This is a genomic window from Rhizobium aureum, from assembly GCF_030182495.1.
GTDB lineage: Bacteria > Pseudomonadota > Alphaproteobacteria > Rhizobiales > Rhizobiaceae > Rhizobium > Rhizobium tropici_C.
In genome coordinates this window covers 140,301-164,816 of the sequence record NZ_JAQJCI010000013.1, presented here as the reverse complement: position 1 = coordinate 164,816, position 24,516 = coordinate 140,301, and the positions used below count along the sequence as shown (strand labels likewise).

20 protein-coding genes and 1 tRNA gene are annotated in these 24,516 nt (G+C 60.1%); 10 read left to right on the top strand and 11 right to left on the bottom strand.

Annotated features, from left to right (window positions below; all coding sequences use genetic code 11):
- Positions 1 to 117 precede the first annotated feature (117 nt).
- Entirely contained in the window at positions 118 to 429 is a 312-nt protein-coding gene (locus PH552_RS24855; protein WP_285166331.1) for a transposase, read from the top strand.
- Between the two features lie 88 nt (positions 430 to 517).
- On the opposite strand, the gene PH552_RS24850 is transcribed toward PH552_RS24855, so the two are convergent.
- Positions 518 to 592: transfer RNA gene (locus tag PH552_RS24850), tRNA-Val, on the bottom strand.
- A gap of 84 nt (positions 593 to 676) precedes the next feature.
- Positions 677 to 1,039, bottom strand: a complete 363-nt coding sequence (gene cpdR1 / locus PH552_RS24845; RefSeq protein ID WP_004117561.1) for a response regulator CpdR1 — start codon at positions 1,037 to 1,039, stop codon at positions 677 to 679.
- Positions 1,040 to 1,311: 272 nt separating this feature from the next.
- Here cpdR1 and PH552_RS24840 point away from each other — a divergent pair, with 272 nt between their 5' ends.
- The gene (locus PH552_RS24840) at positions 1,312 to 2,211 is read left to right on the top strand and encodes an N-formylglutamate amidohydrolase (protein WP_245430399.1); all 900 of its coding nucleotides are present in this window, start codon (positions 1,312 to 1,314) and stop codon (positions 2,209 to 2,211) included.
- 551 nt (positions 2,212 to 2,762) lie between these two features.
- Complete coding sequence (gene hisN, locus PH552_RS24835; protein WP_112343308.1) at positions 2,763 to 3,536, top strand: histidinol-phosphatase; 774 nt, start codon at positions 2,763 to 2,765, stop codon at positions 3,534 to 3,536.
- Between the two features lie 33 nt (positions 3,537 to 3,569).
- Here hisN and PH552_RS24830 read toward each other — a convergent pair whose 3' ends face one another.
- Entirely contained in the window at positions 3,570 to 4,544 is a 975-nt protein-coding gene (locus PH552_RS24830; protein ID WP_183764897.1) for an alpha/beta fold hydrolase, read from the bottom strand.
- Positions 4,545 to 4,767: 223 nt separating this feature from the next.
- Here PH552_RS24830 and PH552_RS24825 point away from each other — a divergent pair, with 223 nt between their 5' ends.
- Complete coding sequence (locus PH552_RS24825) at positions 4,768 to 5,502, top strand: SDR family oxidoreductase (protein ID WP_112343423.1); 735 nt, start codon at positions 4,768 to 4,770, stop codon at positions 5,500 to 5,502.
- On the opposite strand, the gene PH552_RS24820 is transcribed toward PH552_RS24825, so the two are convergent.
- The 3 genes from PH552_RS24820 to PH552_RS24810 form a co-directional block, all read right to left on the bottom strand.
- Entirely contained in the window at positions 5,453 to 6,391 is a 939-nt protein-coding gene (locus tag PH552_RS24820; protein WP_112343424.1) for a LysR family transcriptional regulator, read from the bottom strand. The genes PH552_RS24825 and PH552_RS24820 overlap by 50 nt on opposite strands.
- 203 nt (positions 6,392 to 6,594) lie before the next feature.
- Positions 6,595 to 7,662, bottom strand: a complete 1,068-nt coding sequence (locus PH552_RS24815; protein ID WP_183764894.1) for a cyclic nucleotide-gated ion channel — start codon at positions 7,660 to 7,662, stop codon at positions 6,595 to 6,597.
- Between the two features lie 114 nt (positions 7,663 to 7,776).
- Complete coding sequence (locus tag PH552_RS24810; RefSeq protein WP_112343311.1) at positions 7,777 to 8,256, bottom strand: Lrp/AsnC family transcriptional regulator; 480 nt, start codon at positions 8,254 to 8,256, stop codon at positions 7,777 to 7,779.
- 130 nt (positions 8,257 to 8,386) lie between these two features.
- Here PH552_RS24810 and PH552_RS24805 point away from each other — a divergent pair, with 130 nt between their 5' ends.
- From PH552_RS24805 to PH552_RS24795, 3 genes are all read left to right on the top strand, one after another.
- Positions 8,387 to 8,803, top strand: a complete 417-nt coding sequence (locus PH552_RS24805; protein WP_112343312.1) for a DUF2000 domain-containing protein — start codon at positions 8,387 to 8,389, stop codon at positions 8,801 to 8,803.
- A 52-nt stretch (positions 8,804 to 8,855) separates the two neighbouring features.
- Positions 8,856 to 9,572 carry an HAD family hydrolase gene (locus PH552_RS24800; protein ID WP_350223715.1) on the top strand — a complete coding sequence of 239 codons (717 nt, stop codon included), beginning with the start codon at positions 8,856 to 8,858 and terminating at the stop codon, positions 9,570 to 9,572.
- 398 nt (positions 9,573 to 9,970) lie between these two features.
- Positions 9,971 to 10,435, top strand: coding sequence for an Hsp20 family protein (locus PH552_RS24795; protein ID WP_183764891.1), 465 nt, complete (start codon positions 9,971 to 9,973; stop codon positions 10,433 to 10,435).
- Positions 10,436 to 10,599: 164 nt separating this feature from the next.
- On the opposite strand, the gene PH552_RS24790 is transcribed toward PH552_RS24795, so the two are convergent.
- A complete protein-coding gene (locus PH552_RS24790; protein ID WP_112343315.1) occupies positions 10,600 to 11,622 on the bottom strand; it encodes a bile acid:sodium symporter family protein in 1,023 nt (340 codons plus the stop codon).
- 103 nt (positions 11,623 to 11,725) lie between these two features.
- Here PH552_RS24790 and PH552_RS24785 point away from each other — a divergent pair, with 103 nt between their 5' ends.
- Positions 11,726 to 12,583, top strand: a complete 858-nt coding sequence (locus tag PH552_RS24785; protein ID WP_112343316.1) for a LysR family transcriptional regulator — start codon at positions 11,726 to 11,728, stop codon at positions 12,581 to 12,583.
- Between the two features lie 401 nt (positions 12,584 to 12,984).
- Here the strand turns inward: PH552_RS24785 and PH552_RS24780 are convergent, their stop codons facing one another.
- Positions 12,985 to 14,031: a threonine aldolase family protein gene (locus tag PH552_RS24780; protein WP_183764888.1), complete on the bottom strand. Its 1,047-nt coding sequence runs from the start codon at positions 14,029 to 14,031 to the stop codon at positions 12,985 to 12,987.
- Between the two features lie 567 nt (positions 14,032 to 14,598).
- Here PH552_RS24780 and gltB point away from each other — a divergent pair.
- A complete protein-coding gene (gene gltB, locus PH552_RS24775; RefSeq protein WP_183764885.1) occupies positions 14,599 to 19,323 on the top strand; it encodes a glutamate synthase large subunit in 4,725 nt (1,574 codons plus the stop codon).
- A 177-nt stretch (positions 19,324 to 19,500) separates the two neighbouring features.
- A complete protein-coding gene (locus PH552_RS24770; RefSeq protein WP_113250010.1) occupies positions 19,501 to 20,955 on the top strand; it encodes a glutamate synthase subunit beta in 1,455 nt (484 codons plus the stop codon).
- A gap of 64 nt (positions 20,956 to 21,019) precedes the next feature.
- On the opposite strand, the gene PH552_RS24765 is transcribed toward PH552_RS24770, so the two are convergent.
- The 3 genes from PH552_RS24765 to PH552_RS24755 all read right to left on the bottom strand — a co-directional run bounded on the left by PH552_RS24765 (position 21,020) and on the right by PH552_RS24755 (position 24,501).
- On the bottom strand, positions 21,020 to 21,769 hold the full coding sequence (locus tag PH552_RS24765; RefSeq protein ID WP_183764883.1) for an aminoacyl--tRNA ligase-related protein: 750 nt from the start codon (positions 21,767 to 21,769) through the stop codon (positions 21,020 to 21,022).
- A 238-nt stretch (positions 21,770 to 22,007) separates the two neighbouring features.
- Positions 22,008 to 23,198: an SGNH/GDSL hydrolase family protein gene (locus PH552_RS24760; protein WP_183764881.1), complete on the bottom strand. Its 1,191-nt coding sequence runs from the start codon at positions 23,196 to 23,198 to the stop codon at positions 22,008 to 22,010.
- Positions 23,199 to 23,277: 79 nt separating this feature from the next.
- On the bottom strand, positions 23,278 to 24,501 hold the full coding sequence (locus tag PH552_RS24755) for a lytic murein transglycosylase (protein WP_112343321.1): 1,224 nt from the start codon (positions 24,499 to 24,501) through the stop codon (positions 23,278 to 23,280).
- Positions 24,502 to 24,516: the final 15 nt, after the last annotated feature.

The following is a 24,516-nucleotide window of genomic DNA, read 5'->3' as shown; positions in this document are numbered from 1 at the left end:
TTATATCGATAAATAAACCTCCACCTACGGTGGAGGACTGGACGAGTTCTACACGGTAGTTGAGAGACCTCCTGCTTGAACCGCTGGGGTGGCCCAGACTTCGAACAAGGAGGTTTTATGGATGAGCAAACGCTCTCGCATGCGACGTGGGACTGCAAGTATCACATTGTTTTTGGCAGCAAATACCGCACGAAAAGACTTTACGGGTCGGTTTCGCATATTGTCGGCTTCTTGAAGGGCAAGACGGCCCTTTACGTAGCGAACAAATATGCGCGCAAGCGCCGCTACAAAGGGTATCACTTTTGGGCACGCGGGTATTTCGTATCGACGACGGGCTATAACGAGCAGGTCGTCAGACAATATATCCGTAATCAGGAAAAGGCCGACAAAGCTTCCGACTTTGCCGACCTCTTCAATCGTAGCTACTAAGCGCTAACAATACCGCTTCTAGCGGTTCAAGCGCAGCGTTTCAAACCTCCACCTCTGGTGGAGGTCATGACTTTTCAGCGAATTAGGATGGTGGGCGTGACAGGGATTGAACCTGTGACCCCTACGATGTCAACGTAGTGCTCTCCCGCTGAGCTACACGCCCATCCGATGGCGGCGCATAGATCACAAAACCTTGGTGGCCGTCAATAGGCTTTTTTTCGGTTTTGTGACGTGGCCGCCGAAAGCCTTACGCGGCAAGGAGTTTGTTGACTTCGTCGACGAGTTCCCGAAGGTGGAAAGGCTTGGAAAGAACCTTGGCATCCTTCGGCGCCTTCGAATCGGGATTCAGCGCGACGGCGGCAAAGCCGGTGATGAACATCACTTTCAGGTCCGGATCGAGTTCGGTAGCGCGGCGCGCCAGCTCGATACCGTCCATCTCGGGCATGACGATGTCGGTCAAAAGCAGCGAGAACGGCTCTTCGCGCAGCCGGTCGTAAGCGCTGGCTCCATTGTCAAAGGACAAGACCTTGTAGCCGGCTTTTTCGAGTGCCTTCACGAGAAAGCGACGCATGTCGTTGTCGTCTTCGGCAAGAAGTATCTTCTGGGTCATCATCTCTATCGCTAATCAACTTTGTCTGTTGGACTTGTCCAGCTTTTAGGTTAGCGCAGCGCCGTAAACAAGCCGTGAATAGTCGGCCAAAACGCGCCAATCCTGCTTTTGTTCAAAGCATGACTTCGTTCTGCGAAAACGCCCTGCGTTTCCGCCGAGCGGACATCGGGAGATTTCGAATACGGCGCTTTGGATTAAGGCCATTTCGGTCAAGTTACTATGGACTTGCGGTCATGCAACTGGCAACATGATTACTGCGACAAGTTGTTGACATGGTAAAGACGTTGATGTCCGCGGAAATGCGTAGTTTCGAGATTTTCGAGGTATCGGAGCCCGCCTCCCAGACCATACCGTTTGTCTACAGCTCGCCCCATAGCGGTCGCATTTATCCCCCCGATTTCATCGCCCAGTCCCGCCTGCAGGGCATCGCCATCCGCCGCTCGGAAGACCATTATGTCGACGAGCTTTTTTCGGCGGCAAGTTCCCTCGGCGCACCGTTGCTGCTTGCCAATTTTCCGCGCGCCTATATCGACGTCAATCGCGAGCCCTATGAGCTCGATCCGCGCATGTTCGACGGCGCCTTGCCGCCTTACGCGAACATCAATTCGCTGCGGGTCGCCGGCGGGCTCGGGACGATCCCGCGAATCGTCGCCGAGAATATGGAAATCTATGCGCGGCGCGTGCCGGTCGAGGATGCGTTGAAGCGCATCGACACGATCTACAAGCCCTATCATGCAACGCTTCGGCGGCTGATTGCGCGCACCCATGTCAAGTTCGGCTTCGGCGTGCTGGTCGATTGTCATTCCATGCCAGGCAATATCCGCATCGCCGGCAGCAATATGCGGCCCGATTTCATCCTCGGCGATCGCTATGGCACCAGCGCCTCGGCAGAGCTTTCGCGTGCCGCCATGCAGATCCTCGAGGAACTCGGCTTCAACGCCGTGCGCAACAAGCCCTATGCCGGCGGCTTCATCACCGAGCATTACGGCCGTCCCTCGCGCGGGCTGCATGCGCTGCAGATCGAGGTCAACCGGTCGCTCTATGTCGACGAGACGACGCTGGAGAAACGGCCGGATTTCAACGAGGTCGCGGCTGCCATTACGCTTTTCATGAAGCGCATGGCCGAGCATGTGGAATCCTATACGGGCGATCCGGCGTTGGCTGCCGAGTAGGGATATCTTGCCCTTGGCGGGCGAGAAAGCAAAATTAGCATGTAGCTTCAGCCAAGTGCTGGATTTTGCAAGAGAGAGGGTAGGCGGGAGCGCTCGCAATCTCCGAATTGGGCGAGCAAGAAACGGACCCTCGCTCTTGCAATTTCAATGGCTTAGAAATTGCGTCAGACTTTTGAAGGCGACACGTCCGGTATCGCAATTCCTACACCAGTGAAATTGCTTTCTCGCCCGCCAAGGGCGAGATGCCCCTGCGCTTGCCGCTCCATCCCACAAAACAAATATAGCCTTAGCAAAAAAGAACCGCGCTCGTGGCGCGGCTAAGTCTAGGGAGGAAACACCCAAGGAGGGTATTTACAGTCAGAAGACTGTAGCTGGATACTGATATCGCATTGCACAAATGTCAAGCACTTTATTGCACTGCAAAATATTTGGGCAGATTCAAAAATCCTGCCTGATTGGCGGGCAGGGCGCCTGTTGCATCATCATCCGGTTTGCTTCAGGGCCTATATGGGATATGACATCGCCCATCCTGTCATTTACGTGGATTGACCATGCTTCCCGATCGCTCGTTCTTCTATCGTCTGGCCGAGGCGGCCAAGGCCGAAACCCTGCCGCGCTTTCGTACCGGTGTCGATGTGGTCAACAAGGAAGCCAAGGGCTTCGATCCGGTGACGGAAGGGGACCGCGCCGCCGAAGAGGCGATTCGCGCATTGATCGAGGCCGAATTTCCCGACCATGGCATTCTGGGCGAGGAGCACGGCAGCGTCGGGCTCGATCGCGAGCATATATGGGTCATCGATCCGATCGACGGCACGCGCGCTTTCATCTCTGGCGTTCCGGTATGGGGAACGCTGATCGGCCTGCAGAAGAACGGCCGCGCCCTCATGGGGATGATCGACCAACCTTTTACGGGCGAGCGCTATTTTGCCGATGGCAATGGTTCCACCTATTCGGGGCCGGATGGCGAAAAGCGGCTGCAGGTCCGCGATTGCGGCAGCCTTTCGAACGCCATCCTCTTCACCACCTCGCCGCATCTGTTCGTCGGCGAGGAGCTTGCCAAATATCGCGAGATCGAAAGCCAGGTCCGGCTTTTCCGTTATGGCACGGATTGCTATGCCTATGCGCTGCTGGCCGCAGGCCATATCGATCTCGTCATCGAGAATTCGCTGAAACCCTATGATGTCGGCGGCATCATTCCTGTCGTTGAGCAGGCCGGCGGCATCATGACCACCTGGGATGGCGGTCGGCCGGAAATGGGTGGAACGATCATCGCCGCAGGCAGCCGCGCTGTTTATGAACAGGCTTTGGCTGTGCTGTCTCGCTAGAGCAGCTCAACTTTCACGGAGTTTCTAAGCCGCTCAGGCTTCCGCTTCGATCTCATAGGCATTGGTTTCGGCGTCGCTGCCGGGGATGAAGGCGTGGATCGCGGCGAGTGCCTGATTGCGATAGATGTCCCGTTCCTGCAGGATTTCATGCTTGGCGCCGTGAATGGGAACGAGCTGGGCGGCACGGAAATAGCGTGACAGCCGTTCCTGATCGGCATAGGGCACGACGCCGTCGCGCGTCGGCGCGATCAGGACGGTGGGGACGTGGATTGAAAACAGGTGTTCGGGCTTATTGACCCGTTCGATCGCCCGCAAAGCCTGCGATAGCCAGCGCGCCGTCGGCGGACCCAGGCAAAGCTGCGGATAAGCCGCGCCGATGCCGATGTTGCGGCGGTAGCGCTGCTCGTCTGTCGTCAACGGGTTGTCGGCGAAGGGTCTTTCCTTGAATTTCTTGCTGAACTGCATGCGGCCCAGGCCGATGCCGCTGACCGCACCGGAGAGGAAGCGGATAAAGCCGGGTGAGACGCCGTGCCCGGTCAAGCCGATGAAGGGGGCAGACAGCACCATGCGCTCAATTCGGCTCGCAAGCCTCGGCGCGGCAGACAGGGCAATCAGCCCGCCCGTCGAATGAGCAAGGAGAAAAAAGGGCAGACGTGTATCCGGCAGGACGATCTTGTCGAGGAAGGCGGTCAGATCCCGCTCGTAATCGGAAAAATGGCGGATATGGCCGCGCAACGGGTCTTTCAGCAGTCGCTCGGATCCGCCCTGGCCGCGCAGATCGAAGGTCGCAACCCACAGGCCCTTGGCCGTGAGGTTACGGATCGTCTCGAAATATTTCTCGATGAATTCGTTGCGGCCCTGTAGCAGGACAACGGTTCCCTTCGCGACCGGCTGCTCGCAGCGGAAGACGGCGTAGCGCAGCTTGCGTCCGTCGAAACTTTCGAAGAAGCCTTCGGTGCGGTTTTCCGGTACCGGATTGTCTGCCGTGGAATAGAGGATCGAATCCATGACGGTGTCGCGCCTCGCTGACCAATGTTTCATCTCAAGGGGATAGCGCAGGCTGGGGGAATTGCAACAGGTTTGTTGGCGGCTCCGGCAATCGATTCCGTGCTCCTAAAGACGATAATCCTCAATCGGCGATTCCGATGGCACTATCGTTTTTCTCCGTTTCATCTTCTTGCGCAGCTTTGCGAATGTTCGGCCGTTGATATCACCTGCGGGAATGGAAGACATGGCAATCACCGAAATTGCGGATTCAAGAATTCTTATTGTCGGCGGCAGCTCCGGAATGGGGTTGGCGTTGGCGAAACGCGCGCTCGCAGCCGGGGCGGAGGTCATCGTCGCTGGACGGAACGCGGATAAGCTCAAGCGCGTTTCAACGGAACTTCAAAGCCCATCGCTTTTCGTCGAGACGGTCGATATCACGCAAGAAAGCCAAGTCGCCGGTCTGTTTGAGCGCATCGGCCGGCTCGACCATATCGTAAGCACCGCCGCCGATATCGAAGGCGCTTATGAGCTGCTGCCTTCGCTGGACCTCAGGGCTGCGCAGAGGGTCGTGGAAAGTAAATTCTACGGCCCGTTGCTGCTTGCGAAATATGGGTCGCCCTTACTCTCTGCCACTGGCTCCATTACGTTCACGTCAGGCATTGCCGCTTATCGTCCGGCCACCCGGGGGTCGGTGGTCGCTGCGGTCAATGCTGGCCTGGAAGGGCTGGTTCGCGCGCTTGCAGTCGAGTTGGCGCCCATTCGGGTGAATGCCGTTTCACCGGGGTGGGTCGATACGCCCATCTGGACGTTCGTTGCCGGCGACCAAAAAGAAGAAACCTTAGGTGCCATGGCAAAACGGCTGTTGGTCGGACGGGTGGGCCAACCGGAAGACATCGCCGACGCTATCAGCTTCCTGATGGGCAACGCCTTTACAACGGGGACGGTACTGCATGTCGAGGGCGGGCATCGGCTGATTTAGCGGACGCAAAGCCGGTGCTTGCGAACGCCAGGAACAGCTTCAAAGCTGGCGGCTGAACACGCCTGCGCCGCCAGATCATCACAAGCGAAGCTGTCCGCATCGGCCCCGGCCAGGGCATTTCGTCGAGTTCGCCACGATGGAGTGCGTCCGCGACGGCAAACCACGGAACCAAGCTCGATCCTGTACCGGCAGCCACGAGGCGAGCAATGGTACCGATGCTGCCGACTTCGGCGGCGAGCTTTGGTGCTGCCATCCCTGCCGCCTCGAATGCCTTGTCGAACAGGTGCCGGTAGACGCAGCCGGCTTCGGTTGCCACGAAGTTCATCGAAGCAAGTGCTGCCAGATCGCTTGTCTTCGATGATGCCTCCTGTGCGGGAGGGGTGATGAGGATCAACGGCTCCGTCGATATCACCCGCTTTGCGAGGCGTTCATCAACCTCGCCCCTGTCAAAACAGAAGGCGACGTCGATCTCACCGGTTTCGAGCTTGCGCAACAGGTCGCCACTGCCCGCTACCTTCACCCGCAGATCGATATCGGGATGATCGCGCTGAAGGGCCGGCAGCCATTGCGGAAGCTTCATGGAAGCAATGGTCTCAAGCGCGCCGATCGTCACCGTGCCAGCCGCAGCCGCCGAGGCTGCTTCAACGGTAGCGCGCGCCTCGTTGGCGATTGCCAATAATTCCTCGGCATAGGGTTTCAGTGCCTCGCCAGCCGCCGTCAGCTCCAGGCCCGATCTCGACCGGATAAAAAGCGCAGTGCCCAATTCGGCTTCAAGCGACTGGATCTGGTCGCTCACGCTCGATTGCGCGAGATGGACCTCTTCGGCTGCGCGGGTGAAATTCCGGTTCCGCGCGACCGCCAGAAATGTCTTGAGTAATCGGGGGTGCATCGAGCCGTGCCGAACCAAAATGACAAGCGCCATTTAAAGCTGGACGGCGCTCAATATTCGTCAGGCTGCCACATCCCTTGTATCGACGTCAATGCACGACGGGATGGCCGTCGGAAGATCAGAAAAAGCGGGCCAGCGGTGTCGGCAATTCGTGGTGCCCTTGAAGGCGCCTGCGGTATGACGTCGATCGCGATGCCTTTCCGTCAAGCCTTCGGTGTCGCTCCGCGCCGCTCCAGCGCGGTTTTGCGAATGATGTCTGCGATCTCCGGGCTGCTGCTCGATAGCATCTGGAAATCCGACGCATAGAGCGACAGCAGGGAGACTTCGGTCGCGGCGCTGACGGTTGCCGAGCGGGGCTCGCCGGTGATCAGCGCCATCTCACCGAAGAAACTGCCGGAGCCGAGTTCCACCGGGTTCGGCGTCGCGACGCTGACGCGGCCCTCGACGATGAAGTACATCTGGTCGCCGGCCTCGCCCTTGCGGCAGATGATGCCGCCTGCCGGCACGACACGCGGTCTCAGCGCTCTGACAATCTCAATAAGCGCGGCCGAACCAAGTTTCTGGAAGAGCGGCACCGCGGCAACCAGTTGCCAGTTGCGCACGAAATCCTGGCGGCGAACCTCTTCGTAGAAGCCGGTGGCGAGGATGCCGGCCCAGAGCGCGAAAATGCCGATTCCGCTCATCATGACCAGGCCTGCGAGGACGCGGCCGGCGAAACTTTGCGGAATCTCGTCGCCATACCCTGTCGTCGACAGCGTCACCACCGCCCACCACATCGCCAGCGGGATGCTGCCGAACTTGTCGGGCTGAACGTCGCGCTCGATGATATAAGCTACGAGCGCCGCGCCGAACAGAACGATGCCGAAGATCGAGGTGACGCCGATCAGGTTGCGCGCTTCCTTGGTCAGGACCCTGCCGAGCAGCCGGAAGAAGATCGAGCCGCGCAGTGGCTTCAAAAGCCAGATGGCGCAATAGAGGCTTTGGTCGCGGCCGCGGACGAGAAGGAAGGCGGCCAGAGGGACCAGAACAGCCAATATGTCGACGGCGATTTCCGGTGCGCTGCCGCGAACGCCTTTCGTCCGCTGCACGATCAGCGTCTCGATCAGTTGCAGACCGTAGGCAGCCCAGATGCCGGCGAGCAGAACTTGCAGGATGAGCCTGGTCTGTCCAGTTATATCAGGCGTCGTGAGTGCCGCCACGGTCAACAGGCCGATTGCAGCGAGCACCGCGTTCAGCGATGCGGAAATCTTCGAAAAAGGGAGCGCCGACATTCAATACCCCGGGGTGGGTCGCCACTTACCTGCAACAGGATGAACTAGAATAGGATGGCTTCAATCCAAACGTAAAGGGCTCGCAGGATATGCGTGGCCGCCAAGTGTCGTCGGCTATCGCTGCCCGACCTCAAGCGGAAGGCCCTTGAAAGGCTTGATTTCCTTGAGTACGAAGGTCGTCTGCATTTCCTTGATGCGTGGCAGCCGGCGAACGACCGCCATGGCGAAATCCGCATAGCTGTCGAGATCGGTCGCCACCACTTGCAGCAGGAAATCCGCGTCGCCGGCGATGCTGTAGCAGGCTACGACTTCGTTGAGCTTCAAGACGTCGCGTGAGAATTCCTCGGCCTCCGCTTCGCTGTGGCTGTCGATCTTCACTCTGATGAAGGCGAGAACGCCGAGACCGATCCGCCGTCTGTCCAATGTTGCCGCATAACCCTGGATCACACCTGTTTCCTCCAGCTCGCGCACGCGCCGCCAGCATGGCGACGTCGAGAGCCCGACTTTCGAGGAAAGCGCCTGATTCGTCAGGCGTCCGTCCTTCTGAAGCGCTTCGAGGATACGCAGATCGACGGGCTCAAGGGGCTTAGGCATATCCGACCTCAAATTCAACGGAATTTGGTACTCTCTACCATATTCACGTTATTATTTGCAACGAAAGGTAAGAATTCCCCTGATCTCGGAGATATCCTGTACGCCCATAACTCAATAGCAGCAGGTCGCCATGCTTCCCGATATTCGTGTTGCCATCATCATCAATCCGGCATTGCCGCTCGGTCTGATCGCCAATACCACCGGTGCCATCTCGATCGGGTTGGGTGCAAAGTTTCCCGCGCTCGCGGCCAGGCAATTGACCGACAAGGAGGAGCGTACGATCGACATCAGCTCGAACATGCCCGTTCCGATACTGCAGGCGGATGCGGAGACCATACGATCTCTTGTGTTGAAGACCTTGCCGGTGGAAAACGACCGCGCGATCGTTCCGTTTCCTGCCTTTGCCCGAGCGCTGCACGATTATAGGGACTATGAGGCGACGTTTCCGGATCGCGATCTCGCCGGCGAGGCGATCGACGGCCTGGGGCTGGCGGGGCCTTCGAAATGGGTGAAGTCGTTGACCGGTTCGCTGAAGCTTTTGCGGTAGGGTCGTCGCTAGGTCGCTGCGTAGCGAGGCATGGTTTTCGGCATCGGCGAGCTTGTCGTCCTCGTCCCATGCTGGTAACGGCTATAGGATGAAACTCCCTCAACCACCCCGTGCAGTCGTGTTCGACATGGATGGACTGCTCTTTGACACCGAGTCGCTCTACATACGTTCGCTGATCACGGCGACTGCGGAGTATGGCTATGAAATGACATGGGATTTGTACCGTCCCATGATTGGTTCGCCTTGGCATGTGAACCGCCATTCGCTGCTTCTTCTCTATGGCTCCTCTTTTCCGGTCGACGATGTGCGATCTCTCTGGCTCAAGCATTTCAGCGTCTTGGGCGAAACGGAGCTTGCTCTGAAAGCAGGGGTTTCGGAATTGCTGGATCTTCTGGACGAACTCGATATTCCACGAGCGATAGCGACGTCCTCATTCCGTCATAGCGTCGATCATCATCTCGAAGCCCACGGCTTGACGCATCGTTTCCATCAGATTGTCGCGTATGGCGACTATGCGGAAAGTAAGCCCGCTCCCGATCCATTTCTGGCGGCTGCCGCCCGGCTAGGTATCGAGCCATCTTCCTGTCTCGCTCTGGAAAATTCACATAACGGAATAAGATCTGCCTCCGGAGCCGGCATGATGACAATCATGGTGCCGGATCAGATGGAACCCAATGAGGAAATCCTGAAACTTTGCTTGGGCTCGGCTTCCAGCCTGCATGAAGTACATCGGCTCATAGCCGCGGCGAACGGACGACTTTCGATCTAAGCAATCAGTCTCGGTGGATTTCCATTCAAGACGGGCTGCTATCGCTCTCGTTCTGCGAAAAAAGGCCGGCTTGCGGAGATAGAGAGATCCGCTTCGCCGGCCGAGCAAGGACTGAAGAAGAAGGGACGATACACTTCAGTCATCGGACGATGGTTGTTCCGATGATTTGAAGATATGGCCGCCAGCCTGAACGGGTTCCGAACCATGCGTTCATCTGCGGTTCACGCAGGGTTTTTCTTGGAATTTCCTCAACCGCGCGGGGTCTTGAACTCCGCAAAAGCGATCACCATCTCTTTTTCGCGGGTGCCAAACGGGCTCGCAGAACCGTCCCGAGGCTGCCCGGAGTGGGGCCGTGGGGCAAAACTTGAAATCGCAATTGTCGCTCACAGGAGGACTTCATGCGTCACGTAGACTTCTCTCCCCTTTATCGTTCCACCGTCGGTTTCGACCGTCTGTTCACCATGCTCGACACCCTTGCCCAGCCGGATCAGGCACAGACCTATCCGCCCTACAACATCGAGCGCACCGGTGAAAACACCTATCGCATCACCATGGCCGTTGCCGGTTTCGATGAAAAGGAACTGAGCATCGAGGCTCACGCCCATGTCCTTCACGTCAAGGGCGAAAAGAGTGAAGAGCCGGCTGAAACCAGCGAATATCTCTATCGCGGTATCGCCAAGCGCGCCTTCGAGCGCCGCTTCCAGCTCGCCGACCATGTCGAGGTTCAGGCTGCTTCGCTAAAGAATGGTTTGCTGCACATCGATCTGCTGCGCAACATTCCGGAAGCCATGAAGCCCCGCCGCATCTCCATCGCGGCCGAACAGGTGGATGCTCCGAAGTCCATCGAGGCTCACATCAACTAAGGCGGGCCGGCGGTCCCCGACCGCCATGTCCGGGCCGGCGGATTTAAGCCGTCAGGTCCGGGCTGACGGACTAAAGTTCGTCATGCCCTTGATCCTCCCAAGATCAAAAAAGAAGCGGCGCTCCATCCGGGCGCCGCTTTTGTTTTGTCGCGATGTCGAAAGCTTCAGGCAGCGTTGGTGGCTTCGCCGGACTTTGCACCTGCTTGTGCCTTTTCAGCCTCGCGCCGCTTGGCTGCATCGGCATATTTCTGGGCAAGCACGGCGCAGGTCATCAGCTGGATCTGATGGAACAGCATGAGCGGCAGCACGATGGCGCCGATACCCTGGCCGGCGAAGATGACGTTTGCCATCGGTACGCCGCTTGCCAGCGACTTCTTCGAGCCGCAGAAGGTAATGGTGATCTCGTCAGCCTTCGAGAAACCGAGCGCGCGGCTGCCGAACATGGTGATGCAGATGACCATGGCAAGCAGAACCATGTTGGCGACGATCACGGTGGCGATGTCGACCACCGAAAACGTGTGCCACAGCCCCTCGACGACGGCTTCGCTGAAGGCGGAATAGACGACCATCAGGATCGAGCCGCGATCGACCGGCATCAGGATCTTCTTCTTCGAGCGGATCCAGTCTCCGATCCAGGGCTGCAGCAGCTGGCCGGCGATGAAGGGAGCGAGCAGCTGCAGCATGATCTGCCACAAAACATCCCAGGAAAAGCCGCCCTGACCGCCTACGGAAAACAGGATGCCGACGAGCAGCGGCGTCAGAAACATGCCGAAGATGTTGGAGGCGGAGGCGGCGCAGATCGCGGCGGGCACGTTGCCGCCGGCAATGGAGGTGAAGGCGATGGAGGATTGCACGGTCGAGGGCAGCACGCTCAGGAACAGCATGCCGGTATAGAGCGACACGGGCAGGATGCTGTTCGGGACGATATGCCCCATGGCCAGCACCAGCAGCGGGAAGATGCCGAAGGTCGTCAGCAGGATGACGAGGTGCAGCCGCCAGTGGAGCATGCCGGCGATGACGACATCGCGCGACAGGCGCGCGCCATGCAGGAAGAACAAGAGCCCGATGGCGAAATTGGTGGCGATGCCGAAATAGTGAGCGCTTGCCCCCTGTACCGGAAAGAAGGACGCCGTCAGAACGGTGAGCACCAGCAGCATGGTGAAGGTGTCAGGAAGAAAGCGGCGCATCGTGCCTACCCAATCGCATTGCAAGTGATGATGACTCCTTGCAGATAGACCTATTGTGATCCACGATGCAAGGAATAACAGTTATCGCAATACAGGATAAGCCATGCTTGATCTCACGCAGTTGCGCAGCTTCGTCGCCGTCGAGCAGATGGGCAGCTTCACACTGGCCGCGGAGCGGCTCGGTCTCGGGCAATCGACCGTCAGCCAGCATATACAGCGGTTGGAAACGGAGATCGGACGCAAATTGCTGGCGCGGGACACACATCGCGTCGTTTTGACCGATGACGGTGAGGCGCTGCTCGGACATGCGCGCCAGATGCTGTCGATCGAAGGGGAGGTGCGGCAGCTTTTTGCCGGCAACAGCCTGCGCGGCAATCTTCGGCTCGGCGTTTCCGAGGATTTCGTCACCAGCCAGCTCCCCGACGTGCTGGAGGAATTCGTGCGTTCGCATCCCTCCGTCGATCTGGAGTTGACGGTCGCGCTCAGCGGCACGCTCTATGAAATGCAGGACAATGGCGATCTCGATCTGGTGCTTGCCAAGCGCCGGCTCGGCGATGCGAGAGGCAAGCTCGTCTATCGCGAGCCGCTGGTCTGGCTGGCGCGCGATCCGGAGCGCATTCGCAGGCTTGCGGCACCTCTGCCGTTGATTGCCTTTCCCGCGCCCAGCGTCACCCGCGCGGTGGCGCTGGAGGCACTACGCCGGCAGCAGGTGCCATGGCGGATCGTCTGTACCTGTGGCAGCCTTAGCGGGCTGACGGCTGCCGCCCGCGCCGGCATGGGCGTTCTCGTCCAGCCGCAGAGCATGGCGCCCGCCGGCCTGAGCGAAATTGCGCCGGGCTGGCTGCCAGCGCTGGAGGATGTCGAATTCGTGCTTGTGCCACGCAAGGGTGCCAATCAACTTCTGATCGACGCGCTGTCGGAAGACATTCTGACAAAGGTCCGCGGGCCGAGATCGAACTGAGAGCAATACCGCTCGCAGCCTCGCGACAAAAGCAATCCGGATCATGCGGATAGCGCTGGGAATTTTCCGGGATTTCCTTTGCCGGCTGTCGTTTTCCTTCACGCTCTGCGCCTTGCGACACCTGAGATTCAGTTCAAAGTCAGCTTCCGCTGCTATCTTGGGTGGCGATAGGTGAACTGCTGGAGGATATTCGTCTCGATGATATATGGTGCCATCTTCATTTCCGGACTTGTAGCTTGCGTCGTGGCAATGACGATGATCGTTCATCATAAACCCGCGTCCGATCGCGATGATTTATCGAACTTTGCAATGTTCGCCCATCGGAATTAAAACTAACCCTCGTTGTCGCCATTATGAGCGCCGTCCGGTTGAATCCGGCTCCGGCGCTTTTTTCATGCGGGTCACGCAAGGCAGGCGAGGAAGTTCGCCACATCGGCCTCGGTCGTGGCGAAGCTGGTAACAAGGCGGATCAGGGTTTCATCATTGCCGATCAGGTCCGGTTGGGATTCCGGGATAGGCCATTCATAGAATTTTGCTCCCTTGTCTTCGGCCGTCTTGGCGGAGGATTTCGATATGATCGCAAAAACCTCGTTGGAAGCCGTCGGCCAGGCGAGACGGGCGTCCCGCACCCTTTCGATGCCGGCGCGCAGACGATCGGCCATGCCATTGGAATGGCGGGCCAGATCGAGCCAGAGGCCGTCCTGGAAATAACCGTCGAACTGGGCGGCAATGAAGCGCGACTTGGAGAAGAGCTGGGCGGCGCGCTTGCGGATGAAATGCATCTCCTTTGCCTTCTCCGGATCGAAGAAGACGATCGCTTCAGCGCACCAGCAGCCGTTCTTGGTTGCGCCGAAGGAAAGAATATCGACGCCGCGCTTCCAAGTCATTTCGGCTGGCGTGGTGCCGAGCGCGACGAGGGCGTTGGCGAAACGCGCGCCATCCATATGTAGCGGCAGGCCGTTCGCCTTGGCAACGGCAGCGATGGCATCGATCTCCGCAAGCGAATAGACCGTGCCGATTTCCGTCGCCTGCGTGATCGTCACGGCGGCGGCGCGGCCGTGATGGACGGCATCCTGCGGGAAACGGGCGATCTTGGCGGCGAGCGCCTTGGGATCGATCTTGCCGAGAGCGCCATCGACCGTTGCAAGACGTGCGCCGCTGAAGAAATCGGGTGCGCCGCATTCGTCTTCGGCGACATGCGCCTCGCTGTGACAGAAGCTGATGCCGCCTGGCTTCTGGACGCTGGCGAGCGACAGGGAATTGGCGGCCGTACCCGTTGCGACGAAGAAGACAGTAACCTCGCGCTCGAAAATATCAGCGAATTTGGCTTCGACATGCTGGTCGAGGTCGCTCGTGCCGTAAGCGGAGGCAAAACCGCTGGACTCAGCGAGCAGACGCTCGGCGACTTTAGGATGGGCGCCGGCCCAGTTATCGGAAGCAAAGAACATGAAGGTGCACCAGATGAAGGAGGAAATTGCGGTGAGATTAGATAGGGTCAGCCGGACATTACGCCAATGCTAAAACCTATCAAGAGGATGAGTTTGAGGAATGCATCACAGAAATTGATCTACGCAATCAACAAATAAAATGATGCGCCGCAGCGAAACTTTATTGCTCTATTTATGCAGCAAAGGCAATCTTACGTCTTTCGTTGACGAATTTTTGCCGTTTTGCTCTTGCGAAGACCTGAGCTTTCTGGCATAGAGCTGATGAATTAGGACAGGGTTGCTGTCCTATTTTGGCCGCCGAGGCCGAAGATGTGCCCGAGGGTCCTGACGATGTCGGGATTTCGAGCTATAGTTATCCGGAGCGTGCCCTTTCAAGCCTTTCAGGCGGCGGGCAATGCGGCGGTGGAATAGCAAGGCGCGGAACGCTGACGACGGGCTCCATTCAAGGGGCCGCGGTTCGCGGCCGGGATCTTCACAATGCAACAGCGCAGTCGCGCGTCGGCCCCGGAAACGGACCGCGCGGGACGAAGGAGCGCCCGCGATGCGGGCCTTATCGGAGGGAAGACGATGACGAACAGGACGACGTCCACGAGTTTTGACCAGACCGCTGCAGTGAACGCTGCCGCTACGGCCAAGACGTCGAAACGCGCTGTTGGCATCCCGCCGAAACAGGGCCTCTACGATCCGCGTAACGAACATGACGCCTGCGGCGTCGGCTTCGTCGCGCATATGAAGGGCCAGAAGTCGCACCAGATCGTGCGCGACGGCCTGTTCATTCTCGAAAACCTGACGCATCGCGGTGCTGTCGGCGCCGATCCGCTGATGGGCGACGGCGCGGGCATCCTCGTGCAGATCCCCGACCGCTTCTTCCGCGAGGAGATGGCCAAGCAGGGCGTGATCCTGCCGAAGGCCGGTGAGTATGGCGTCGGCCATTTCTTCCTGCCGCGCGACGAGGCGCTGATCGAGCATTTCAAGACCGCCATCACGCAGGTCGTTGCCGAGGAAGGCCAGGTTCTGCTCGGCTTCCGCGACGTGCCTGTCGACAACTCCTCGCTGTCGAAGGCGCCTGATATCGCCGCCACCGAGCCGCACCATGTGCAGGTCTTCATTGGCGCCGGCCGCGATGCCGGTACGAACGAGGAGTTCGAGCGCCGCCTCTTCACCCTGCGTAAGGTGATCTCCAACCGCATCTATGCGGAATATGAGGGCGAGGAGAGCAGCTTCTACCCCGTGTCGCTGTCGAGCTCGACCATCGTCTACAAGGGTATGTTCCTTGCCTATCAGGTGGGCGCCTACTATAAGGATCTCTCCGATCCGCGTTTCGAGACGGCGGTTGCCCTCGTGCACCAGCGTTTCTCGACCAACACCTTCCCGTCGTGGAAGCTTGCGCATCCCTACCGCATGGTCGCGCATAACGGCGAAATCAACACGCTGCGCGGCAACGTCAACTGGATGGCCGCCCGCCAGGCTTCGGTCTCTTCGCCGCTGTTCGGCGAGGATATCTCCAAGCTCTGGCCGATCTCCTATGAGGGACAGTCGGATACGGCGTGTTTCGACAACGCGCTCGAATTCCTCGTACGCGGCGGATACTCCCTGGCGCATGCCATGATGATGCTCATCCCCGAGGCGTGGGCCGGCAACCAGCTGATGGCGCCGGAACGCAAGGCGTTCTACGAGTATCATGCCGCCCTGATGGAGCCTTGGGATGGCCCTGCCGCCGTCGCCTTCACAGATGGCAAGCAGATCGGCGCGACGCTCGATCGTAACGGCCTGCGGCCGGCCCGCTATCTCGTCACCAGCGACGACCGCATCATCATGGCGTCCGAAGCCGGCGTTCTGCCTGTCGAGGAAGAGAAGATCATCCAGAAGTGGCGCCTGCAACCGGGCAAGATGCTGCTGATCGACATGGAAAAGGGCCGCATCATCTCCGACGACGAGGTGAAGTCGGAACTGTCGACCAAGCATCCCTATCGCAACTGGCTGAACCGCACGCAGTTGATCCTGGAAGACCTGAAGCCGGTGGAGCCGCGGGCGCTGCGCCGCGACGTGTCGCTGCTCGACCGCCAGCAGGCGTTCGGCTACACGGCTGAAGACACCAAGCTCCTGATGTCGCCGATGGCGACGACAGGGCAGGAAGCCGTCGGCTCCATGGGCACGGATACGCCGATCTCGGCCATGTCCGACAAGTCGAAGCTGCTCTATACCTACTTCAAGCAGAACTTCGCGCAGGTGACGAACCCGCCGATCGATCCGATCCGCGAGGAGCTCGTCATGAGCCTTGTCTCCTTCATCGGCCCGCGTCCGAACCTGCTCGATCACACCGGCATGGCCAATGCCAAGCGCCTGGAAGTGCGCCAGCCGATCCTGACCAACGGCGATCTCGAAAAGATCCGCTCGATCGGTCACACCGAGGATCGCTTCGACACCAAGACGCTCGACTTCACCTATGATGTCGAACGTGGCGCCGAAGGCATGCCCGAGATGCTCGACCGTCTCTGCGAGCGGGCGGAAGCGGCCGTTCGCGGCGGCTACAACATCATCGTGCTTTCCGACCGCCAGATCGGACCGGACCGCATCGCGATCCCGGCGCTGCTGGCGACGGCTGCTGTCCACCATCACCTGATCCGCAAGGGCCTGCGCACCTCGGTCGGTATCGTCGTCGAAACCGGCGAGCCGCGCGAAGTGCATCACTTCTGCCTGCTGGCCGGCTACGGGGCGGAAGCGATCAACCCCTATCTCGCCTTCGACACGCTGCTCGACATGCATCAGCGCGGCGAATTCCCGAAGGAAGTGGACGCGACGGAAGTCGTCTACCGCTACATCAAGGCGGTCGGCAAGGGCATCCTCAAGGTCATGTCGAAGATGGGTATCTCGACCTATCAATCCTATTGCGGTGCGCAGATCTTCGATGCCGTGGGCTTGCAGCAGGAGTTGGTCGACAAGTATTTCTTCGGCACGGCGACCATGATCGAAGGCATCGGCCTTGAGACGATCGCCGAGGAAACCGTCTCCCGTCACAAGGCTGCTTTCGGCCGCGATCCGCTGCTGGCAAGCACGCTCGACATCGGCGGCGAATATGCCTACCGCATGCGCGGCGAAAGCCACGCCTGGACGCCGGATGCGGTGGCTGCCCTGCAGCATGCCGTGCGCGGCAATGCCGAGGATCGCTATCGCGAATTCTCCGAAATGGTCAACGAGTCGGCACTCCGGATGAACACGATCCGCGGTCTCTTCAAGATCAAGGGTGCGGAAGCGCTCGGTCGCAAGCCGATCTCGGTCGACGAGGTCGAGCCGGCTGCCGATATCGTCAAGCGTTTCTCCACGGGCGCCATGTCCTTCGGTTCTATCAGCCGCGAGGCGCATACGACGCTGGCCATCGCCATGAACCGCATCGGCGGCAAGTCGAACACTGGCGAAGGCGGCGAGGAAGCCGACCGCTACATGCCGCTTTTCGACGGTTCGCCGAACCCGGAACGTTCCGCCATCAAGCAGATCGCCTCCGGCCGTTTCGGCGTGACGACCGAATATCTCGTCAACGCCGACGTGCTGCAGATCAAGGTCGCGCAGGGCGCCAAGCCCGGCGAAGGCGGCCAGCTGCCGGGCCACAAGGTCGATGCGACGGTTGCCAAGACCAGGCATTCGACGCCGGGCGTCGGCCTTATTTCGCCGCCGCCGCATCATGACATCTACTCGATCGAAGATCTGGCACAGCTGATCTACGATCTGAAGAACGTCAACCCGACCTCGGATGTCTCGGTCAAGCTCGTCTCTGAAGTCGGTGTCGGCACGGTTGCCGCCGGCGTTGCCAAGGCGCGCGCCGACCACATCACCGTCTCGGGCTATGATGGCGGCACCGGCGCTTCGCCGCTGACCTCTCTGAAGCATGCCGGATCGCCCTGGGAAATCGGCCTTGCCGAAACCCAGCAGACGCTGGTGCTGAACGGGCTGCGCTCGCGCATCGCCCTGCAGGTGGATGGCGGTCTGAAGACCGGCCGCGACGTCATCATCGGCGCGCTGCTGGGTGCCGACGAATTCGGCTTTGCGACCGCGCCGCTGATCGCGGCCGGCTGCATCATGATGCGCAAGTGCCATCTCAACACCTGTCCGGTTGGTGTCGCCACCCAGGACCCGGTTCTGCGCAAGCGCTTCAAGGGCGCGCCAGAGCATGTCATCAACTACTTCTTCTTCGTGGCCGAAGAAGTGCGCGAGATCCTCGCCTCGCTCGGCGTTGCCAAGCTGGACGATATCATCGGCGCTTCCGAGCTTCTCGAAAAGGATGAGATGCTTGCCCACTGGAAGGCTAAAGGCCTCGATTTCAGCCGTATCTTCCACAAGGTCGATGCGCCGAAGGAAGAGACCTACTGGACGACGGTGCAGAAGCACCCGATCGACGACATTCTCGACCGCAAGCTGATCGAGAAGGCGGAGCCGGCGCTCGCTTCCAAGACGCCGGTCGCCTTCGAAGTCGACATCAAGAACGTCGATCGTTCGGCCGGCGCGATGCTGTCGGGTGCGGTTGCCAAGCGCTATGGCCATCGCGGCCTGAAGGACGACACGATCAACGTCACCCTGAGGGGCACCGCCGGTCAGTCCTTCGGTGCGTTCCTGGCGCGGGGCGTGACCTTCAACCTCATCGGCGACGGCAATGACTATGTCGGCAAGGGCCTTTCGGGCGGCCGCATCATCATCCGTCCGCCGGAGAATTCGAAGATCGTTGCCGAAAACTCGATCATCGTCGGCAACACCGTGCTCTACGGTGCAACCGAAGGCGAGTGCTACTTCCGCGGTGTCGCGGGTGAGCGCTTTGCGGTCAGAAACTCCGGCGCGATCGCCGTCGTCGAGGGCGTGGGCGACCATGGCTGCGAATATATGACCGGCGGCGTCGTCGTGGTGCTCGGTGAAACCGGGCGTAACTTCGCGGCCGGCATGTCGGGCGGCGTGGCCTATGTGCTCGACGAGAAGGGCGATTTCGCCCGCCGCTGCAACATGGCGATGGTCGAGCTGGAGCCGGTTCCTGAAGAAGACGAGCTGCTGGAGAAGCTGCATCATCACGGTGGCGACATCATGCATAAGGGACGCGTCGACGTCTCGGATGACATGACGCGCCATGACGAAGAGCGTCTCTTCCAGCTGATTTCGAACCACGTCCACTATACGGGCTCGACGCGAGCCAAGGAGATCCTCGATCACTGGGCCGACTACCGCCCGAAATTCCGCAAGGTCATGCCGGTCGAATACCGCCGCGCCCTTGAGGAAATGGAGCGCAGCCGGATGAGCGTGGCGGCGGAGTAATCCGCCCCGGTTCTGAAACCAGCCGAGGGTTTCGCCTCGCATTGCGATCGCCATCATGGCGATCGCGACTGTCGAATAGCGGAATCGGATTTGAATTAAAGTGCCGGACAGGGAAACCGAGATGACCCTCAGGCACGGGAGCCATGAGCTCCTCTTTTAGAGTGAGGAAACGAAAGCATGGGCAAGGTAACAGGCTTCTTGGAAATCGACCGGCAGGTGGCGAAGTATCAGCCGGCGTCGGATCGCATCCGGCATTTCCGTGAATTCACGATCCCCATGTCGGACCAGGAAGTGCAGAAACAGGCAGCCCGCTGCATGGACTGTGGCATTCCCTATTGCCACGGCCCGACCGGCTGCCCGGTGCATAACCAGATCCCCGATTGGAACGACCTCGTCTACAACAACAATTGGGAACAGGCGATCCACAACCTGCATTCGACCAACAACTTCCCGGAATTCACCGGCCGCGTCTGCCCCGCGCCTTGCGAGGAAGCCTGCACGCTGAACCTCGAAGATGCGCCGGTCGCAATCAAGACCGTTGAGCAGGCGATTGCCGACAAGGCCTATGAGCTCGGCTTCATCCGGCCGCAGCCGGCAACCGTGCATACGGGCAAGAAGGTCGCGATCATCGGCTCGGGTCCTGCCGGCATGGCAGCCGCCCAGCAGCTCGGCCGCGCCGGTCACGACGTCCATGTCTACGAGCGCGAAAGCAAGCCGGGCGGCCTGCTGCGTTACGGCATTCCGGACTTCAAGATGGAGAAGAACTTCATCGACCGCCGCGTCGAGCAGATGAAGGGCGAGGGCGTGACCTTCCATTGCGGCGTCAATGTCGGCGTCGATATCAAGGTCGAGCAGCTTCTGGCCGACCATGATGCCGTGCTCTATTGCGGCGGCTCGGAAACCCCGCGCGAAGCCGGCATTCCAGGCACGACGCTGGCCGGCGTCCATGACGCCATGCCCTATCTCGTGCAGCAGAATCGCCGCGTCGGCCGCGAAAACATCGACAGCGTCGGCTGGCCTGCCGATCCGATCCTGGCCGGCGGCAAGCACATCGTCGTCGTCGGCGGTGGCGATACGGCATCCGACTGCGTCGGCACGGCGTTCCGTCAGGGCGCAGTGAAGGTGACCCAGCTCGACATTCGTCCGCAGCCGCCGGAAAAGGAAGACAAGCTCGCCGTTTGGCCGTTCTGGGCAACGAAGATGCGCACCTCGTCCTCGCAGGCCGAAGGCGCGGTTCGCGAATTCCAGGTCGCGACGCTCGAATTCATCGGCGAAGACGGCGTTCTGACAGGCGTGAAGTGCTGCGAAGTGGACGATCGCCGCAAGCCGATCGCCGGCACGGAATTCGTCATCCGCGCCGACCTCGCCTTCATCGCCATCGGCTTCCGCGGCCCGTTCACCGACAGCGTGCTCAAGGAACTCGACGGCAAGCTGACTGTGAATACCGACCGCCGCGGCTCGACCAACGTCGTTGCCAACGACAAGGACTACAAGACCTCGGTCGACAAGCTCTGGACCGCCGGTGACGTTCGCCGTGGCCAGTCGCTGGTGGTCTGGGCGATCCGCGAGGGCCGCCAGGCCGCGCGCGCGATCGACGAGGCGTTGATGGGTTCGACGGTTCTGCCGAACTAAGTTTCGCTGTCCTCTCGCTCAAAGTTATCGAAGGCCGGGTTCGTTACAAACCCGGCCTTTGTCGTTACCGGCTTGCGGCGATATTCCAGCTGTAGACACAACGGTCGAGTCCGATGGCGATTTCGAGCACCGCGACGTCATGGTCTATCGCCGGCCCCTTCTTCGGCTGGCTGCGGTAGCGCTGAGGGAAATCCGTGCGTTTCGAGATCGAGCAGACTTCCATCCATTTGTCGCCATTGTCGACCTCGATATCCATAGTGATTTCGGAATAGGCCGGGAGACGGTCGGAAGGCACGATTCGCGTCGGCAGATGGATCACCGAGGCGATCATCCGGCGGACCGGTTCGAGGGAGGCGGCATGATAGTCATTGCCGCTATCGGCGGTGAAGGCGCATTGGAATTCGAGCTGCCAAAACTCCTTGAGCCGCACATGCTTGCTCGGCTGGTCCTGTTCGCGGCGATAGGATTTCCCGGCCTGCCAGACGCACAAGGGCAGCCGCGTTCTGGAATGGTTTCCGAGAAGATGCTGCATGTAGACATAGGTTGACGGCGTCGTTTCCGGCCGAAGCACAAGTTCGGTCTCGGTGTTCGACATTCGCTCCTGCACCCATATGTCCGAATTGGAATAGGCATCTGAGACAAGGCTTCGAGGCATCAGGGTCGGAGCCTCGATCCTGCGGAAATCCCAGGCGGGGTTTGCGGATCGCAGGAAGTTCGCGACTTCATCGGAAAAGAAGCGGACGAAATCGTCGCGCAGCTTGATGTCCCGCTCTTCCCAGTGAACGAGCGAATTGACGTTATAGATATTGAGCACGTGCCATTCTCCATGGGCAACGTTGATATTTTGAGGTTGAGGGCTTTACGTCCAGCAGCCGCCGGACGCATCAACGCCTCCGGCTGTCACGACTGGACGCGGAGACCTCGGCCGGAGAAAGCGCACAAAACCGCAACCTGCAGGCAGGTGCGGTAACGATCGATCTGATCTGCGCTGTTGGTGCTCATGCAATTCTTCTATTGGCGGTCCGCGAGCTTGTCAAACCGCTCCGGCGCACCTATCGCGCCACCGATCCCGGCAACCGGTAGTCGTCCACGCGGCCGGCCGGCGCCGGATCCATTCGGCCCTTGTCGACGAGCAGATCGCGGGGCGAAGGTGTCGTCACGGCGGGGGCGGGCGCGCTGCCCAGCAGTTGCGAGCCGCCATCGAGATCGGGGTCGGAAAGGCTTATCGGCTGCGTGCGGGTTATTTTTTCCATCTCGGTTGCGGGCAGGTTGGCCTGCTGCGCCGGCAGTGGATTGCCCGTGTCGAGGCGGGTGATGTCGGGGCTCGCCTGATCTCCCAATATCCGGCGTGCCGGCTTTTCGACATAGAAGGCGACCTTGCGCTTGCCGGCCACCGTCAGGTTGACGCCATCGGCCGTCCTCAATCGAACTTGCTGGCCGTTTATATCGGAGCCGGTGACGATGAATTCGCCGTTCTGGTCGGTAAAGCCGTCCCATATGTCGATGAACTCACCGCCGACGCTGGTGGTCTGGCTCTGGTAGATCTGGTTGAGCTTGACCGCACCGGCGCTCAGCTGATCGGAGCCGAAGGAGGGCAGCCCCACCCAGAGCAGCGGGATATGGCGGCTCGTCACCAGCTTGGCGAATTGCTGCACGCGCTCTTCATAGGCGAGGAACCACGGATCTGTGCCGTATTTCTCGTTGAGCCCGTCGCCGATCATCTGCTGGCGGTCATTGGCGCCGATCATGACGACGACCATGGCCGGCTTCAGCTGATCGATCATCCCGGGCAGCTGCTGCGGCCAGTTGTAATAATCCTGCCGGACGAGGCCGGAAGCGACATTGCCGCGGGCCTGAATGACGACGCCGGGGGAGGTGGAGAAGGCATCCTCCAGTCCCGCCGCCAGGCCGCTCGCCAGGAAGTCGCCGACGACGAGGATGGTTTTGGCATCGGGAAGCTTCTCCGCCGGTGACGGCGTTTCCGGCTGTACGACTGGCTGCCGAGGCGGTGGGGTCGGCCGTTTGCGCGGTTGGACCTTTCGACGCGGTGGCGGCTGCTCGGCCGGCTGATCGAGGTAGTCGGGCTCGCGGGTGCCGAACAACATATCGAACAGGTTTCTGCGCGGCCGCTCCTGCGCTTCGGCTGTGCTCCACAAGCCGCCGAACATGATGATGATTGCAAGGAATGCCGTAAGGACAATCCTTGCTGTTGCCATGGTTGCGCGGGCAGGTCGTTTTGTCATAGCTATTTTTCCGCTGACGCCCCGCGATCGCATGAGGATAAATTTCCCGCCAAGCGATCTCCGGTTCGTTCCAGGCGGCCTACTTGCGCAGCGCCTTTAGCAGGCCCATCGAAGGCTCGCCATCCGCATCCATGCCCATGCGTTGCTGAAGGGCTGATATCGCAGCCTTGGAACCCGAGCCGAAATTACCGTCGACGACGCCGTCGTAATAGCCGAGCTCTTTCAGGCGCGTCTGCAGCTCGAATTTCTGCTTGACGTCGAGCGCGCCGCTCGGGCGCGGCCAGGATTGCTGCATGCCGCCATAGCCGGCGATCTGGTCCGCGAGCAGGCCGACGGCCAGCGCATAGCTGTCGGAAGCGTTGTAGCGCTTGATGGTGAAGAAGTTGCCCGTCATCAGGAAGCCGGGACCATCCGGGCCGCCTGGCATCTTCAGCTGCGCGCGGTCGGAGGTCGTGCGGAAACCCTTGCCGTTGGGACGCACGAAGCCGAGAGCCGCCCATTGAGCGATGGTATGGGTCTTGCCGGCCTGCGCGGCGCCGCCGGGCGGCACCACGACTTCATAACCCCATGTGCGCCCAGTATCCCAGCCGTTCTTGGCAAGAAGATTGGCCGTGGTCGCCAAGGCGTCGGGAATGGAGTTCCAGATATCCGGATGGCCGCTGCCGTCGGCATCCACGGCGTAGAGCAGGTAGCTGGTCGGGATGAATTGCGTATGGCCCATGGCGCCTGCCCAGGAGCCGTTCAACTCCTTGCGCGAGATATCGCCCTTCTGCAGGATCTTCAGCGCGGCGACCAGCTGCTTCTTGGCATAATTGGCCCGCTTGGGATCGGCGTAGGCGAGCGTCGCAAGCGCGCGGGGCACATAATGCAGCCGATCATTCTTGGCCAGGACGGCGCCGTAGTTCGATTCCATCGACCAGATCGCCAGCATGATATTTCTGTCGACGCCGAAGCGCTGTTCGAGCGCGCGCAGCGTGGATGCATATTTGACCGCCATCTTCCGGCCAATATCCACGGTATAGGGATTGACACGGGAGTCGAGGTAGTCCCAGATTTGGGACTTGAACTCCGGTTGATACTGCGCTTTTTCGAGGACCGTGGGGTCTGGGTCCGTCACGCCGGCAAATGCATCGCGATAGGTCGATTGTGTGATGCCGCTCTTTGCAGCGGTGGCGTAGAAGCCCGCGATCCATTTCTGGAACCCAGGGTCAGCATTGGCGTTAACGGGGAAGAATCCCGCAAAGGCGCCGAGCGCGAGCGCCAGAGCGAGACCACGAAGGGAGTTTTTGCGGTTTAAGGTCATCTACAGCCTGGTCCA